At 60.2% G+C, this 13,147-nt stretch carries 20 protein-coding genes; 9 read left to right on the top strand and 11 right to left on the bottom strand.

Annotated elements, in window-relative coordinates:
- Positions 1-67 precede the first annotated feature (67 nt).
- Complete coding sequence (locus I5961_RS16375; RefSeq protein WP_227232847.1) at positions 68-1,483, top strand: FAD/NAD(P)-binding protein; 1,416 nt, start codon at positions 68-70, stop codon at positions 1,481-1,483.
- Between the two features lie 64 nt (positions 1,484-1,547).
- Here the strand turns inward: I5961_RS16375 and I5961_RS16370 are convergent, their stop codons facing one another.
- From I5961_RS16370 to ppnN, 5 genes are all read right to left on the bottom strand, one after another.
- On the bottom strand, positions 1,548-1,799 hold the full coding sequence (locus I5961_RS16370; RefSeq protein WP_085698246.1) for a hypothetical protein: 252 nt from the start codon (positions 1,797-1,799) through the stop codon (positions 1,548-1,550).
- Positions 1,800-1,907: 108 nt separating this feature from the next.
- Complete coding sequence (locus I5961_RS16365; protein ID WP_227232846.1) at positions 1,908-2,642, bottom strand: substrate-binding periplasmic protein; 735 nt, start codon at positions 2,640-2,642, stop codon at positions 1,908-1,910.
- Between the two features lie 162 nt (positions 2,643-2,804).
- Positions 2,805-3,137, bottom strand: a complete 333-nt coding sequence (locus I5961_RS16360) for a hypothetical protein (protein WP_227232845.1) — start codon at positions 3,135-3,137, stop codon at positions 2,805-2,807.
- A 151-nt stretch (positions 3,138-3,288) separates the two neighbouring features.
- Positions 3,289-4,026 carry a response regulator gene (locus I5961_RS16355; protein ID WP_085698249.1) on the bottom strand — a complete coding sequence of 246 codons (738 nt, stop codon included), beginning with the start codon at positions 4,024-4,026 and terminating at the stop codon, positions 3,289-3,291.
- Positions 4,027-4,183: 157 nt separating this feature from the next.
- A complete protein-coding gene (gene ppnN, locus I5961_RS16350) occupies positions 4,184-5,557 on the bottom strand; it encodes a nucleotide 5'-monophosphate nucleosidase PpnN (protein ID WP_007950520.1) in 1,374 nt (457 codons plus the stop codon).
- A gap of 210 nt (positions 5,558-5,767) precedes the next feature.
- Between ppnN and I5961_RS16345 the strand changes: the two genes are divergently transcribed.
- Positions 5,768-6,289: a DUF3087 domain-containing protein gene (locus tag I5961_RS16345; RefSeq protein WP_227232844.1), complete on the top strand. Its 522-nt coding sequence runs from the start codon at positions 5,768-5,770 to the stop codon at positions 6,287-6,289.
- On the opposite strand, the gene I5961_RS16340 is transcribed toward I5961_RS16345, so the two are convergent.
- The gene (locus I5961_RS16340) at positions 6,286-6,672 is read right to left on the bottom strand and encodes a DUF2784 domain-containing protein (protein ID WP_227232843.1); all 387 of its coding nucleotides are present in this window, start codon (positions 6,670-6,672) and stop codon (positions 6,286-6,288) included. The genes I5961_RS16345 and I5961_RS16340 overlap by 4 nt on opposite strands.
- A gap of 155 nt (positions 6,673-6,827) precedes the next feature.
- Here I5961_RS16340 and I5961_RS16335 point away from each other — a divergent pair, with 155 nt between their 5' ends.
- Genes I5961_RS16335 through I5961_RS16325 form a run of 3 tightly spaced genes read left to right on the top strand, consistent with a single transcriptional unit; the run spans position 6,828 to position 8,033 of the window.
- Positions 6,828-7,526 (top strand): AzlC family ABC transporter permease, encoded by a 699-nt coding sequence (locus I5961_RS16335; protein ID WP_045121617.1) that lies wholly within the window; start codon positions 6,828-6,830, stop codon positions 7,524-7,526.
- The gene (locus I5961_RS16330) at positions 7,526-7,837 is read left to right on the top strand and encodes an AzlD domain-containing protein (RefSeq protein ID WP_166742327.1); all 312 of its coding nucleotides are present in this window, start codon (positions 7,526-7,528) and stop codon (positions 7,835-7,837) included. Before I5961_RS16335 ends, I5961_RS16330 begins: the two co-directional genes overlap by 1 nt.
- Positions 7,838-7,886: 49 nt before the next feature.
- Positions 7,887-8,033, top strand: coding sequence for a hypothetical protein (locus I5961_RS16325; RefSeq protein WP_007950514.1), 147 nt, complete (start codon positions 7,887-7,889; stop codon positions 8,031-8,033).
- A 46-nt stretch (positions 8,034-8,079) separates the two neighbouring features.
- Here I5961_RS16325 and I5961_RS16320 read toward each other — a convergent pair whose 3' ends face one another.
- Positions 8,080-8,352: a hypothetical protein gene (locus I5961_RS16320; RefSeq protein ID WP_085703624.1), complete on the bottom strand. Its 273-nt coding sequence runs from the start codon at positions 8,350-8,352 to the stop codon at positions 8,080-8,082.
- 268 nt (positions 8,353-8,620) lie between these two features.
- Positions 8,621-9,301 (bottom strand): SOS response-associated peptidase, encoded by a 681-nt coding sequence (locus I5961_RS16315; RefSeq protein ID WP_085703623.1) that lies wholly within the window; start codon positions 9,299-9,301, stop codon positions 8,621-8,623.
- Between the two features lie 215 nt (positions 9,302-9,516).
- Here I5961_RS16315 and I5961_RS16310 point away from each other — a divergent pair, with 215 nt between their 5' ends.
- Positions 9,517-10,416 carry a polysaccharide deacetylase family protein gene (locus tag I5961_RS16310; protein ID WP_085703622.1) on the top strand — a complete coding sequence of 300 codons (900 nt, stop codon included), beginning with the start codon at positions 9,517-9,519 and terminating at the stop codon, positions 10,414-10,416.
- 122 nt (positions 10,417-10,538) lie between these two features.
- Positions 10,539-10,781 carry a DUF1652 domain-containing protein gene (locus I5961_RS16305; RefSeq protein WP_085698256.1) on the top strand — a complete coding sequence of 81 codons (243 nt, stop codon included), beginning with the start codon at positions 10,539-10,541 and terminating at the stop codon, positions 10,779-10,781.
- Positions 10,782-10,784: 3 nt separating this feature from the next.
- Here the strand turns inward: I5961_RS16305 and I5961_RS16300 are convergent, their stop codons facing one another.
- Positions 10,785-11,147 (bottom strand): NUDIX hydrolase, encoded by a 363-nt coding sequence (locus tag I5961_RS16300; protein ID WP_085698257.1) that lies wholly within the window; start codon positions 11,145-11,147, stop codon positions 10,785-10,787.
- A gap of 195 nt (positions 11,148-11,342) precedes the next feature.
- Between I5961_RS16300 and I5961_RS16295 the strand changes: the two genes are divergently transcribed.
- Positions 11,343-11,531 (top strand): DUF2188 domain-containing protein, encoded by a 189-nt coding sequence (locus I5961_RS16295; protein ID WP_085703621.1) that lies wholly within the window; start codon positions 11,343-11,345, stop codon positions 11,529-11,531.
- 59 nt (positions 11,532-11,590) lie between these two features.
- On the opposite strand, the gene I5961_RS16290 is transcribed toward I5961_RS16295, so the two are convergent.
- Positions 11,591-11,830, bottom strand: coding sequence for a hypothetical protein (locus I5961_RS16290; RefSeq protein ID WP_007950501.1), 240 nt, complete (start codon positions 11,828-11,830; stop codon positions 11,591-11,593).
- Between the two features lie 176 nt (positions 11,831-12,006).
- On the opposite strand from I5961_RS16290, the gene I5961_RS16285 reads away from it, so the two are divergent.
- Complete coding sequence (locus tag I5961_RS16285; protein WP_085698258.1) at positions 12,007-12,342, top strand: hypothetical protein; 336 nt, start codon at positions 12,007-12,009, stop codon at positions 12,340-12,342.
- 64 nt (positions 12,343-12,406) lie between these two features.
- Here the strand turns inward: I5961_RS16285 and I5961_RS16280 are convergent, their stop codons facing one another.
- On the bottom strand, positions 12,407-12,955 hold the full coding sequence (locus I5961_RS16280; protein ID WP_085698259.1) for an RrF2 family transcriptional regulator: 549 nt from the start codon (positions 12,953-12,955) through the stop codon (positions 12,407-12,409).
- Positions 12,956-13,147 lie beyond the last annotated feature (192 nt).

Here is a 13,147-nt window from a genome sequence, read left to right as displayed (position 1 = left end):
CCGTCTAGACGTCCTCGCGGCGTCTGAATGACACTGGCCCGAGCCTATCCTCAGTTGCGAGACCGGCATGACTCGATCCGATACGACCGCCCTGCGTCACGCCGACATTCTAATTGTCGGCGGCGGCCTGAGCGGCACGATGCTGGCGGTGCAATTACTGCGTTTGCCGGGTCGCAGAAAAATCCTGGTGATCGAGCCCCGGGCCGAGTTGGGCCGGGGCGAAGCGTACAGTGCGGTGGAGCTGGGCCATACGCTCAACGGCAACGCAGCCCGGATGAGCGTCGATCCGGACAATGCCGATGACCTGACTCAGTGGCTGACCGATCACATCGCCGGCGGCGGTTGGCCGGAGTCGGATCAGCAACATGTGCCGGTCAGCGAACTGTTTCCACCGCGGGGGCTGTTCGGTGTGTACGTGCAACAGCGTCTTGCCGAAGCGCAGCAGGTGGGCGCGCAACAGGGGGCGACGGTCGAGCATGTGCGCGCCGAAGTGGTCGATGTTCAGGCCTCCAGCGATTCCGTGCAGCTCACCTTGAATGACGGTCAGCAACTGCACGGCGCTTTTGCAGTGTTGGCGACCGGGATGTTCCCGGCGGCCCGCACACCGCAAAAGGAGTCCAGCGGCCTTAATGCAGCGGCGCTGGATCCGTGGGATGTCGCGGCCATGCGCCAGCTTGATCCGCAGTCGACGGTACTGATCATCGGCTCCGGCCTGACCATGGTCGATGCCGTGGTGTCGCTGGAGCAGGCCGGGCATCGCGGGCCGATCGAGGTGTTTTCCCGGCATGGGTTGCTGCCCCATGTCCGTCGACAACCGCCCGCATGGGTGGACTTCCTCGCTGAAGATCACAGCATCTGCACGCCACGCCAGTTGTTGCGCGAATTGCGCCGGCATTGTCGCGACGCCATCGCACAAGGCATCGACTGGCAGGCACCGCTGGACACCGTACGTGCGCACATCGGTCGGTTGTGGAGCCAGGCCAGCGATGTGCAGCGGCGTCAGTTTGTACGTCATATGCGGCCGTGGTGGGAAAGTCATCACCATCGTTCACCGCCGCTGAGTGCGGAACTGGTCGAGCGTCTGCACCGGGAAGGGCGATTGCGCATTCATGCGGCGTCTTACAAAGGACTTGAGTCGGCGTCGGGCGACGGGGTGAGTATCCGCGTTCGCCCTCGCGGCGAGGCTGATACCCGCGTGGTGCAGGGCGCGGCATTGATCAATTCCAGCGGCATCGAATACGACTGGCGCCGGGTCGCGCGACCTTTGCCGCAGCAATTGTTGGCGCGCGGTCTGGTTCGTCCGGGGCCGTTGGCGCTGGGCATTGCGGCGGCGGTGGACGGCGCTGTGCTGGATGAAGAGGGTCGGGTCTCGAACCGCTTGTTCGCCATGGGCCCGCCGTTGCGCGGCATGTGGTGGGAAAGTACTGCCGTGACCGATGTGGCAGCGCAGGCCAAGGCACTGGCCGCGCGACTGTTGCGCTGATGCCCGAATGCAAGAAACCCCGCTTCGGCGGGGTTTCCTGTTTCTGGCAGCTCAAACCGGTTACTCAGTAGCGCTGATATTTGGAACCGAATTCCGGACGGTTTTCCGCGACGTACAGTTTGGTCTGTTCGGCATTTTGTTGCAGGTTGAGGTTGCCTTTGTGTTCGGCATCGATGCCGACAGTGTCGACGTTCAGGGTGCCGGACTGGCCAACGGTCGCAGCCGCGACAACCGGAGTGCTGGCGTGTGGGGCAGCGATGGCGGAGGTGGCGCCGATCAGGGAAACGATGAAGCCAAGTGCGATGATGTCTTTCATGATGTTGCTCCAGGGAGTGGGGAGAAGATGGGGCCCACTCTAGTGCTGGAGAGATTTAATGTGAAAACACCCTTGCGCATAGTCGTTATCGAAGGCGTTGATGCCTGATCAGCGCGGTAGGGTATTGCTCAGCCAACGCTGGCGCATCTGCTCCAGACGACCATCGACCCGCAGCGTATCCAGCGCCTGCTGCCAGCGTGCGACCTGTTTCGGATCGGTCTGCGGCGAAAAGGCAATGTAGGTGTTCTGTTTCATCAACGGGATCTGGTACTGCAAGCGCGCCGGCTCGATGCCTTGTTCGCGGGCCAGGGCAGCCTTGGACCAGGTATCGGAGACCACGAAATCGGTACGCCCCAGGCTGAACAGCCGCATCATCTGCTCCGGGGTTTCCACGCCGTAGAGGTTGTTCAGGTCTTGCCCTTGCAGATAGCTGTAGACCAGCCATTTGCGCGGCACGGTGATCCGGCCCAGATGATCGGCTTCACGCAGACTGTGCACGGGAGGCTGGAGATTGTCGCGGGCGTACAGCGCGGTTTCGACTTCGATCAGCGGCCCGACCCATTGATAGCGATCGTCACGGTCGTCGGTCCGCAGCACGGTGAATACGCCGGTGTCGGGGGTATCGCTGGCCACGCGCAGGGCGCGGAGCAACGGGACTTGTTGCAGGTGGATGCGATCGCCGGTCTGGGTCGCCAAGGCCTGTACCACGTCCACCCCGAATCCTGCGAGTTGATTGCCTTGCATGAAATGCAGGGGCGGGTGGTTGTCGGTAAGCAGTTGCAGATCCGCCGCGCTGGCCGTCAGGGCCAGCACGGACAGCAGACAGGCGGCAAATCGTTTCATGGATCGTCCCTGAACAAATCAATCGCGCAGCTTAGTACGCGCCACGACGGCTGTCGTGGGGAAACAGCGGGGCTTTTGTGTCAGAGAACAAGGCGGTTCGGTAGTGAACGCTGCGGGGGCTGAGCGCCCCCGGCAGGAATCGACAACGGCGGGTCTAAACGATCAGTAACGCTGGTACTTGGAACCGAACTCGGGACGGTTCTCGGCGACCAGCACGCTGCGAGTCGAACGTTCGCGCAGTTCCTGCAAACGATCCGCACCCCCTTCGGCGACACGTTCGCGCAACTCCTGCAAACGGTCCGCACCCCCTTCAGCCACGCGCTCACGCAGTTCCTGCAAGCGATCCGCGCCACCTTCGGCAACGCGATCTTTCTGCAGGTTTTCCGAGCCGTATTCGGCGACCAGCGGCTGGGAGCTGGCGGACGCCAGGTCGGCCAGGGCCAGGCCGCCGAGCAGACTGATGGCGAGTACCAGGGATTTCGAGGACTTCAACATGGTGTTTCTCCTTGCGTCTGAGATGAGTGAGCCAGTGCTTTCTGGTGGGTTCATTCAAACGCGAGGGTGTATCGCTGGTATGTGGTGTTGCGGCCCGAAAACACGGGTTACGTATCTGCGTGGCGAATTTATACAGAGCGATACAAATCCATCAGGATTCGGCGAGCATCTCTACGGCGAAGGAGAAAACATAACCCTCGTTGCGCACAGTCTTGATGTAAGTCGGCTCGCGGGAGTCGTCCAGCAGACGCTGGCGCAGGCGACTGACCAGCAAATCGATGGAGCGGTCGAACAGGTCGGCGTCGCGGCCCTGGGTCAGGTTGAGCAACTGGTCGCGGCTGAGCACCCGTTGCGGATGGTCGAGAAACACCCGGAGCAGGCGATACTCGGCGCCGCTGAGGGCGACCATGGTGTCGTCTTCATCGAGCAAATGACGGGCGGTGGTGTCCAGGCGCCAACGGCCGAACGCCAGCAGGCGCCCGGTTTCGGTGATCAGCAGATTGGGTGGCAGCATTCGCGTGCGGCGCAGCACAGCGTTGATCCGCGCCAGCAGTTCGCGGGCGGCGAAGGGTTTGGTCAGGTAATCGTCGGCGCCCATTTCCAGGCCGAGGATGCGGTCGGTCTGGTCGTCGCGGGCGGTGAGCATCAGGACCGGGATCGCCTTGTGCTTGCCGGCGCGCAACTCGCGGCACAGCACCAGCCCGTCATCGCCGGGGAGCATGATGTCGAGCACGATCAGGTCGACCGTGTTGGCTTCCAGAAAACTGCGCATCTGCCGGCCATCGGCGACCACGGTGCTGCGCAGGCCGTTCTTGGTCAGGTAATTGCCGACCAGCTCGCGGATCTCGCGGTCATCGTCGACGATCAGGATGTGGTTGATGTGATCCATGGTTCACACTCTTTTTGTGGGAGCGGGCTTGCTCGCGAAAGCGATCTGTCAGTCAACAATGATGTTGAATTCAATGGCCCCTTCGCGGGCAAGCCCGCTCCCACAGTGTTAGGGGATGGCCTGAAGAATGGGGCTCCAGGCTTATGCATTGATGGTGTCAGGACACCACGCGATAGCACGGCACATACGCCGCGCCGCCCGGCAGTTTCATTCGGTGCTGGGCGACGAAGGCTTTGAGCAGCAGATCGAGCGGCTGCATGATCGCGGCGTCGCCACGGATCTGGTACGGGCCGTGTTCCTCAATCAGGCGAATGCCCTTGTCCTTGACGTTGCCGGCGACGATCCCGGAGAACGCGCGGCGCAGGTTGGCTGCCAGTTCATGGGGCGGCTGGTCGCGGTGCAGCTTGAGGTTGGCCATGTTTTCGTGGGTCGGGTCGAACGGGCGCTGGAAGCCCTCGTCGATCTTGAGCAACCAGTTGAAGTGGAACGCGTCGGCACGTTCGCGGCGGAACTGCTTCACGGCCTTGAGGCCCGCGGTCATCTGCCGCGCCACTTCGGCCGGGTCGTCGATGATGATTTCGTAGTGCTTCTTCGCTGCTTCGCCGAGGGTCGCCGTGACGAAAGCGTCGAGCTGTTCCAGGTATGGCGCGGCATGTTTCGGCCCGGTCAGGATCACCGGGAACGGCAGGCCGGCGTTGTCCGGGTGCATCAGGATGCCCAGCAGGTACAGGAATTCTTCGGCGGTGCCGGCGCCGCCCGGGAAGATGATGATGCCGTGGCCGACGCGGACGAAGGCTTCCAGACGTTTTTCGATGTCCGGCAGGATCACCAGCTCGTTGACGATCGGGTTCGGCGCTTCGGCGGCGATGATGCCCGGCTCCGTCAGGCCCAGGTAGCGGCCGCCGTGAATACGCTGTTTGGCGTGGGCAATGGTCGCGCCTTTCATCGGACCTTTCATCACGCCCGGGCCGCAGCCGGTGCAGATGTCGAGGCTGCGCAGGCCCAGTTCGTGGCCGACTTTCTTGGTGTATTTGTATTCTTCGGTGTTGATCGAGTGGCCGCCCCAGCACACGACGATTTTCGGCTCGACGCCCGGACGCAAGGTGCGCGCGTTGCGCAGCAAGTGGAAGACGTAGTCGCTGATGCCCTGGGAGGTGCTGAGGTCAATGCTCAGGGCATCGAGTTCGTTTTCGGTGTAGACGATGTCGCGCAGGGCGCTGAACAGCATTTCCCGGGTGCTGGCGATCATTTCGCCGTCGACGAAGGCGTCGGCCGGGGCGTTCAGCAGTTCCAGGCGTACACCGCGATCCTGCTGATGGATGCGGATTTCGAAGTCTTTGTAGGCTTCAAGGATGGTTTTTGCGTTGTCGACATGCGCGCCGGTGTTGAGGATGGCCAGGGCGCACTGGCGAAAGAGGGTGTAGGTGCTGCCGGTTCCGGCCTGGCTCAGTTGCTGAACTTCACGTTGGGAAAGGGTTTCGAGGCTGCCTTTCGGGCTGACCGAGGCATTGATTACGTGTCGTTGGGTCATGCAGTGATCCTTAAAACGATGTCATTGCCGACATGGCCAATGGCATCCGAATAGTGTGTATCCATGAATGAAGATGGCACGATCTGCGTGGTATCGCCATGTCCCCGTTGGACGTTGAAAAGATGAAAAGGCGCTCCAGCATAGCTAAATCCGCCTCAGAGGCGATAATGCGCAGCCTCTTTTTAACTCAAGCCATGGAAGCCTGTCGCGATGTTCGAGATTCAACCGATCGATGCCGTCACTTATCGCCAGCAGACCCGGCGCAGCACGCTGATCATCGCGGTGCTGTTTCTGGTGCTGGCGATGGTGTTTTCGACTGCGGCAGTGGCACTGTTCGGCGAGCCGGGCGGGGATAACCTGCGATTCAATGTCGGCGGGGTGTTTGGCGCATTCCTGCTGACGGCGGCGTTGCTGCGCGGGCGTTTCTGGAATCAGACCTGGATGGCCCCGGCGGTGTACGGCTGGCGGCTCAAGCGCAGCCTGATGAGTGTCACCAACGTGATGCATCAGGTGACGGCGGCGGTGGAGAAGGGCGATCCGGTGGCGATGAAGGTGCTGCGTTTCTATCACCTGGGCCTGACCCAGATGCATGAGCTGGACGGCAACTCCAGCGATCACGCGCAATTGCACCGGGAAGTCGAAGAACACAAGGCGCGGATGGGGGCGCTCGGCCTGGACACCGATCAGCCGCGCCTCGATCCGGCCTGGCTGGAAACCTTGAAAGCGCGTTAAAACGGAATGCGCGCGGCGCGTCCAAGTTTCCAGCGGCGAATCAGACGCCCGTAGACCAGCAGGTTGACCATCAGCACCACGCTGCCCAGTACCAGCTGAATCTGCGGTGTCAGCCCGGCCGGGTAGATGATCGGCCACACGTAATGTTCGATGAAACCGCCGGCGTACTCGGTCTGCCCGGCAGCGTGGCGCATCAGGTTTTCCCAATAGGTCAGTGGACAGGTCAGGTGCAATACCTCGACCGCCACGCCCCAGGCCGCCGCCGGCAAGTGCAGCCAGATCAATCGTGGCCACTTGAGCACCAGCAGCCCGCCGAACAGCACGAACAGAATGAACAGCAAATGAAACAGCACCAGCCCGTCGCCGGCTATTCGATACAGCATGTCGTCTCCCTGACGCGTGTGTGAATGGTTGCCATGTTACGCCGGTAAACGGCTGCCAGAAGGAAGGTTTTGCGCCAACTGCGCAAGATTGTTCAAGCCATCCACGGGCGTTTGTTGGCAGAGTCCGGGGTCTTGTCTCACGGTTGAAGAGTGTTATGTCTGACTCATTAATGCCGCGCAGTGCCTTTCTTCGCGGAGCCGCGGCGATCATGCCGTTATCCCTGGCCACCGCGCCCTGGGGGCTGCTGGCCGGTTCCATGGCGATCGAAGCCAACCTCACGCCGCTGCAAGGGCAGGGCCTGTCGAGCATCGTGTTCGCCGGCGCGGCACAATTGGTGGCGATCGGCATGCTCAAGGGTGGCGCGGGGATTTTTTCGATTCTGCTGACGACCTTGCTGCTGACGTCGCAGCATTTGCTCTACGGCATGAGCATGCGCCACGTGATTTCGCCGTTGCCGGGGCGCTGGCGCATCGGCCTGGGCTTTTTGCTCACCGATGAACTGTTCGCCCTGACCAGTCAGCACGACCGCCAGCAGTTCAATCGCTGGTACGCGTTGGGCGTCGGTCTGACGTTCTACATCGCCTGGAACCTCTTCACTCTGGCCGGCATCGTGCTTGGCAGCAGCATTCCGGGGCTTGAACACCTGGGGCTGGACTTCTCGATTGCCGCAACTTTCATCGCCCTGATCACCCCGGTTGTGCGCAATGTACCGACAGTGGTTTGCGTGGCGGTGTCGCTGTTCTGCTCGGTACTGTTCAGTTATTGGCAGTGGGGCTCGGCGCTGGTGCTGTCGGGACTGGCGGGTATGACTGCCGGGTTTATCTGCAACAAGTTGTATCGGGAGCGCACATGATGGTCTGGGCAGTGATTATCGGCATGGGGATTCTGGTGTTCCTGAACCGTTACGTGTTTCTCGAACCGCGCTTGCCGGTGCGTCTGAGCAGCAACGCACGGCAGTTTCTCGGTTTTGCCGTGCCGGGCATGTTGACCGCGATTTGCGGGCCGATTGTATTCATGCCGGACAAACAACTGAATCTGCAGTGGGATAACCCTTATCTGCTGAGTTCACTCGTGGCAATCGGCCTGGTGATCTACACACGCAATACGTTACTCAGCATGCTGTTGAGCATGGCGTTCTTCTTTCTATTGCGCTGGTGGCTATAAGTTGCGGGTGTTCTACGCTTAATGGATGAATTTGATTAGCGAGGTGAACATGGCAACCGAGCAGAAACGTCCCGAAGAAGATGATGAACCGAGTGAAGAAGAGATCGAGCGGGAGAAACACAAGGAGCAGACCTGGAAGCATGACGACAGCCGAGAGTTGTCCGACCGTGATCAGGAACGCCCGCTGAAACCCTGAACGCCACAACGAAAAAGCCCCGCGATCGCGGGGCTTTTTCGTTTCATCAAAGATCTTCCAGCTGCGTGAAATCGGGGTGGGAGGCCCGATAACCCAAAGTCTTGTCGATCCAGGCATTCAGCTCGTTGACCATCACCGGCGGGTGGCAGGGGTAGTTTTCGAGGGTGGCGCGCAGGATACGGTCGATATCGGGTACGTCACGCAGGTTTCGAGTCTTGATGTAGTGGGCGATAAAACAGTCGAGTTGAAAGCGTTCTGTCGTGGACAGATGAATACACTCCAGGCCGGTGACCTGTTTGATTGCAAAATCGTCGCGCAACTTAGTTCTCTGCAAGGTTTGTTAAGTTTGTGGGGTATTCCTGGTTTTACTGACTCTTTGGTCAGCTGGTATGCCAATAGGAAATGCGGCGCGCATGCTATCCGTAGTGTTTCTAAAAGTATGTATGGCGATTGAAATGTCAGACAGGCGGTTAGTTCACTCAAACGACTGTGTCAGCGCCGTGTTTCGAGAATGAAACACCGTGTGTAACGCGCAGGATTCAGTTCGTGGATGGCTGCTCTTGATAACGCACCGCGCCGGCATTTATTTACGTCACCGCTTCAATCAATTCAGAACCCTGATTGCGTGAGTTACCGACCGCTTTGCCGACTTTGTGCCATTCAAACGCTTCGCTCGGCTCGGCCTCGAACAACAGCATCTGCTCGGCGCGCTCCGTGGGTGTGGCGGGATCGAGCCATTCCAGCACCCGATCGGCGTACAGCACGATCGGGCGCCGGTCGTGCACATCGAGGAGGCCACCTTCGCTATTGGCAGTGATGATGACGAAGCCGTCGTCGTCCCGTGGAGGTTCGCCGGGTGTCGGAAACTGGCCGATGGCGGCGCAGAAAACCGGCTGATGATCGGCCCGACGAATCAGCCACGGCTGTCGGCTCTTGTCGGGCCCGTCGACCCACTCGAACCAGTTGTCGACCGGCACGATCAGTCGATGGCGCCAGATTGCTCGAAAGAACGGCCCATGAGCGACTTTTTCCACCCGCGCATTGATCGGCGCCGCGCGATCCTTCGCCCAGTGCGGGCGCCAGCCCCAGCGCAGATTTTCGGCGTACAGCCGTTGTTGGTACTGGTGAAGGATCGCCAGTGACGTGGTGGGCGCGGCGTTGTAATGCGCCAGCGGTGCGTCACCAACGTGATTGATCAGCGCATCGGGAATGCTCAGCACCGCGACGAAATCGTGGATGCCCCGGTATTGCGACAGTCTTCCGCACATCGGCCGACCCTCCGGCGAACAGCTGCCTGAAGGTTTGAGCTTAGTTGCACGGATCAATCCTTGCTGCCTTGGCCGGTGAGTGCGAGCGCCTGAACCAAATCCTGTGTATCTTTATCCAACCTCGGCCCATCTCATTGGGTCGCAGGGAGGCAACAGCGGCGAGGGAGTTTTGCCATTCGACAACATGACCGCAACGGTCGGGCTCAAGGCAAAACATGACACAGTGGTTCAAGCTTTTCTGCGCGATGGCGGTGGCCGTCGGGTTGGCCGGATGCATCGCCGCTCCCATCGAAATGACCCCGCAGACCGAGGCCCGGCTTAAAGAACAGGCGCCTGTGCGGTTTCTGTTGACCTTCGATGACGGGCCCAGCGCGTCGAGTTTTTTCAATCCCACCGACAGTGTGCTCGACAGCCTCAAGGACAACCCGCTGCAACCGGGCATCAAAGCGGTGTTTTTTGTCCAGACCGGCGCCCCCCGGGCGGGCAATAGCGAGATCGGTCGGCGAGTCATGCGCCGCGAGCACGCTGAAGGGCATGTTCTGGGCTTTCACACCGCCACCCATTGGCACACCAATCATCGATTGCTCGACCCGGATGAACTCGAAACTTCGCTGACCAACGGTTCGGCGGACATCGCGGCGATCACCGGCGCGCCGCCAACGTTGCTGCGTCCGCCGTTCTGGAATTACGACAAACGCACTTTCGCCGCCTATCAGCAGCACCATATGCGGGTGTTGCTGACCGACCTTAGCGCCAACGATGGCAAGATCTGGGGCTTCAACGCCAGCCCCCGGCGGCGGGCGAACATGCTGCGTCAGCTGTCGGAAGTCCGCGAACAGATAGCCCTCGGCGAATTGCCAACAGTGGACGGGGTAATTCCGGTGGTGGTGACCTTCCATGACCTCAATCGCTACACCGCTCGACACACTGGTGAGTACTTGCAGATTCTGCTCGACAGCGCCGCCGCCACCGGTGTGCGACTGGCGGACAAACCGTTCTATGACGATCGCGCGGCGCTTGAAAAAGCCGCGCTGGCGCGCACCGTGCAAGAGTCGTCGAAACCGGTGAACCTGCCGGGAATCTGGAACTGGATCTGGGATCACGACGCCCACTGATTGCGGCGAATTGAAGATGTGAAGCCGTTGGCAAATTTTACGGTGGACGGCGCAAACAGAGCGGCCAAGGCTCATCTATGCTCATTGGGTCGCCCGAGCCAACGCCTGTGAGGCGCGCCCCCATGATTGCCATTGCCGACATTTGCCGCATCGTCGAATCCGGCTTTTCGCCGTTGTGTTGCGATTGCACCGAAACGGCGCAGGGCCTCTTGCAGATCAAGGTTTACGAACCCGACAGCGGGCGCGTCAATCTGTTGCTCAACGGGGTTTCCCCGGAGCACCTGGTCACCATTCGTGACATCTCCAACTTCATCGGTGAATTGCGCACGGAAATGAGCGCCGGACGCCGGGCTTTCGCCGGCTAAGGATCAAAGACGTCGTCGAAAGGCGCGGATGATGCTCAACGTGGCTTCACCGACGTTCAGATTCTGCACCGCATCGAGCGGGTGCCAGAGACAGTCGACGATTTCATTCAGCGGGCGAACCTGATCGATGTTCAGCACCGACGCCTCGTAGACGTGGTGGCGGGTGCTGCCATTCTGTAACTCCATCAGATAAAGCATGTCGTCGCTGTCCAGTCCGGTCTCTTCTCTGAGTTCACGAGCGGCTGCCTGCGCGCGGGTTTCTCCCGGCTCGACGGTGCCCCCTGGCAGGGTCCAGCGGCACCTGGGTTTGCGCACCAGGAGAATGTGTCGATCCTGCTCGCAGATGACGGTTGCTCGTACTTTCATGTGTCACCAGAATGCCGTTTGTCATAAAACTGTCATGAAGTAGCAATATTTGGGCCGTTGCCGTTTAGAGTTTCTGAGTGCCGGACATTGGCAAAAGTGCCGGGGACTTGACGCGGCGCGGTGCGACGTCCGGTCGGCACGCGAGCGCGTTGCGGGTGTAAGGTGGAAAAGTTCGTTACCAGACAGGAGGTGCCTATGAGCATGGCGATGCTGAACAAAATGCACATGAATGGCTACGACGTACTCAGCGTGAACAACGGCCCGTGGCGGGTCTGCACGCAGGGTGACCGGCTCGCTTCGTTTGCCAGTCGCGAGGAAGCGCTGGCGTACGCCGCCGCGTTGCCGGGGTACAAAGGCCGCGCACGCGGTCGCAAGGCAGACTGAGGGTCTGTAAAGAAAAAGCCCCGGTTGTCCGGGGCTTTTTGCTGTGGACAGGGTGAGGTTCAGTGGACTTTGGTTCGGCTGATGGCGCGGGCTTTCACTTCCCGGGCATACAGTTGCAGGCGCTCTTCATCGCTTTGCAGCACCTCGCAGGATCGCAGCACCGCCTGGGCGTCCGCCTCGTTGCCCGACTGGCGCAGTTGCTCGGCGATGCGCTTGAGGTCCACCGCCGACCATCTCAGGTCCGATGCCACGCTTTGCAGGTCACGCTGAAGTTCGTGTTCGTATTCATTGAGCCGCATGATCACCTCCGGAACATTCTCGGTAAAACAGAGTAGCCGCATTTTTCCGGTGCGGGGCAAGGTCATCTGTCGATAAGCTCAATGGCCCGGTTTTCGGGGAGTACCGGCAGAGCGCTACGATGGATGTCCGAACAGTTACAAGGTACATTCGCGTTTTTTCAGATGAAGGAATCACCATGCGGATATTGATCGGGGGGATGCTGCTGGCGGCATTGGCCGGTTGTTCGTTGCCTGCGTCACTGGTGCCGGGCGAACCAAATGTCAGCAAGACCAGCGACAAAACCCCCAAGGAATATGCCGCGTGTGTATTGCCACTGTGGCAGCAGGACGTTGCCAAGACCTCCCAGACAGCGATTTCCAACGGCTATCGGATTACCGCGCCGAGCATCGTCACCGCCGACGAGATTCTCGATGTGGTCAAGTACAAGGACGGCAGCCGTGTCTCCCTCTATCAGGGGCCGCCGTGGGCGAAGTCCGGGTCGTTGCGCAAAGCGGTGCGCGATTGCCTGTAATGGCGAAATAAAAAAAGCAGAAACCGGTGATCGGTTTCTGCTTTTTTTTGCCTGCTGATCGAGCTCAGTCCGAGAGGTCGATGAGCGGAATGCCGGCGCCACCGGTCTTCTTTTCCCGGCGATCCTGCATCCAGTCTTCCACTTGGCTGTTGAACCCCGGCGGCGCCTTGCGCCCGACCTTTCTGGCGATGTCGAGGATGGTCTGCTGGGCGAGGGCTTCTTCCATGCGCTTTTGCGCGGTCATCATCGCGGCGTGAATCGAGCAGGTGCCTTCCAGCGCCCAGTCCGGTGGCGAGCCGTCGAACAGCGCGCAGCGTCCGCGAATGTCCCGGCATTCGAAAATGTTCTTGCGACCATCGATGGCATTGACGATGTCGAGCAGGGTGATTTCATCCGCCGGGCGCGCCAGGGTGAAGCCGCCGCGTACGCCGCCGGTGGATTCCACCAGTTTGCCTTTGGCCAGTTTGGTGAAGATCTTCGCCAGGTAATCCAGCGGCACCCCTTGCAGTTCTGCCAGATCGCGCACGCTGGCTTCACGACTGTCACCGCCGCTGCCCACCAGAAAGGCCAGGCAGTGAATGCCGTACTCGACCCCCGCACTGTAAAGCGACATAACTATCTCCGACTGTATTTGTCGCCGATGTTATCAGGCTTATCAGTGGCAAACAAATCCGAACGCTTTGCGTGTTCAGTGATGTATATCCCGATTTTCTTGGTTTATTGCTTATTCAAAGCGTTGCGTAGGGCAGCCATGAGCGGTCTGAGCTATCGAGTTATTCGATCATAATCATCATAAAATCTGACT

This window comes from Pseudomonas sp. IAC-BECa141, assembly GCF_020544405.1.
GTDB lineage: Bacteria > Pseudomonadota > Gammaproteobacteria > Pseudomonadales > Pseudomonadaceae > Aquipseudomonas.
Note: the sequence above shows the minus strand (reverse complement) of the source record. Positions and strands in the feature narration are given on the sequence as shown.

Excerpts from the sequence above, each read along its gene's own strand:
- I5961_RS16375 (WP_227232847.1), top strand. The coding sequence starts at position 68 with ATGACTCGATCCGATACGACCGCCCTGCGTCACGCCGACATTCTAATT.
- I5961_RS16370 (WP_085698246.1), bottom strand. The coding sequence starts at position 1,799 with ATGAAAGACATCATCGCACTTGGCTTCATCGTTTCCCTGATCGGCGCC.
- I5961_RS16365 (WP_227232846.1), bottom strand. The coding sequence starts at position 2,642 with ATGAAACGATTTGCCGCCTGTCTGCTGTCCGTGCTGGCCCTGACGGCC.
- I5961_RS16360 (WP_227232845.1), bottom strand. The coding sequence starts at position 3,137 with ATGTTGAAGTCCTCGAAATCCCTGGTACTCGCCATCAGTCTGCTCGGC.
- I5961_RS16355 (WP_085698249.1), bottom strand. The coding sequence starts at position 4,026 with ATGGATCACATCAACCACATCCTGATCGTCGACGATGACCGCGAGATC.
- ppnN (WP_007950520.1), bottom strand. The coding sequence starts at position 5,557 with ATGACCCAACGACACGTAATCAATGCCTCGGTCAGCCCGAAAGGCAGC.
- I5961_RS16345 (WP_227232844.1), top strand. The coding sequence starts at position 5,768 with ATGTTCGAGATTCAACCGATCGATGCCGTCACTTATCGCCAGCAGACC.
- I5961_RS16340 (WP_227232843.1), bottom strand. The coding sequence starts at position 6,672 with ATGCTGTATCGAATAGCCGGCGACGGGCTGGTGCTGTTTCATTTGCTG.
- I5961_RS16335 (WP_045121617.1), top strand. The coding sequence starts at position 6,828 with ATGTCTGACTCATTAATGCCGCGCAGTGCCTTTCTTCGCGGAGCCGCG.
- I5961_RS16330 (WP_166742327.1), top strand. The coding sequence starts at position 7,526 with ATGGTCTGGGCAGTGATTATCGGCATGGGGATTCTGGTGTTCCTGAAC.
- I5961_RS16325 (WP_007950514.1), top strand. The coding sequence starts at position 7,887 with ATGGCAACCGAGCAGAAACGTCCCGAAGAAGATGATGAACCGAGTGAA.
- I5961_RS16315 (WP_085703623.1), bottom strand. The coding sequence starts at position 9,301 with ATGTGCGGAAGACTGTCGCAATACCGGGGCATCCACGATTTCGTCGCG.
- I5961_RS16310 (WP_085703622.1), top strand. The coding sequence starts at position 9,517 with ATGACACAGTGGTTCAAGCTTTTCTGCGCGATGGCGGTGGCCGTCGGG.
- I5961_RS16305 (WP_085698256.1), top strand. The coding sequence starts at position 10,539 with ATGATTGCCATTGCCGACATTTGCCGCATCGTCGAATCCGGCTTTTCG.
- I5961_RS16300 (WP_085698257.1), bottom strand. The coding sequence starts at position 11,147 with ATGAAAGTACGAGCAACCGTCATCTGCGAGCAGGATCGACACATTCTC.
- I5961_RS16295 (WP_085703621.1), top strand. The coding sequence starts at position 11,343 with ATGAGCATGGCGATGCTGAACAAAATGCACATGAATGGCTACGACGTA.
- I5961_RS16290 (WP_007950501.1), bottom strand. The coding sequence starts at position 11,830 with ATGCGGCTCAATGAATACGAACACGAACTTCAGCGTGACCTGCAAAGC.
- I5961_RS16285 (WP_085698258.1), top strand. The coding sequence starts at position 12,007 with ATGCGGATATTGATCGGGGGGATGCTGCTGGCGGCATTGGCCGGTTGT.
- I5961_RS16280 (WP_085698259.1), bottom strand. The coding sequence starts at position 12,955 with ATGTCGCTTTACAGTGCGGGGGTCGAGTACGGCATTCACTGCCTGGCC.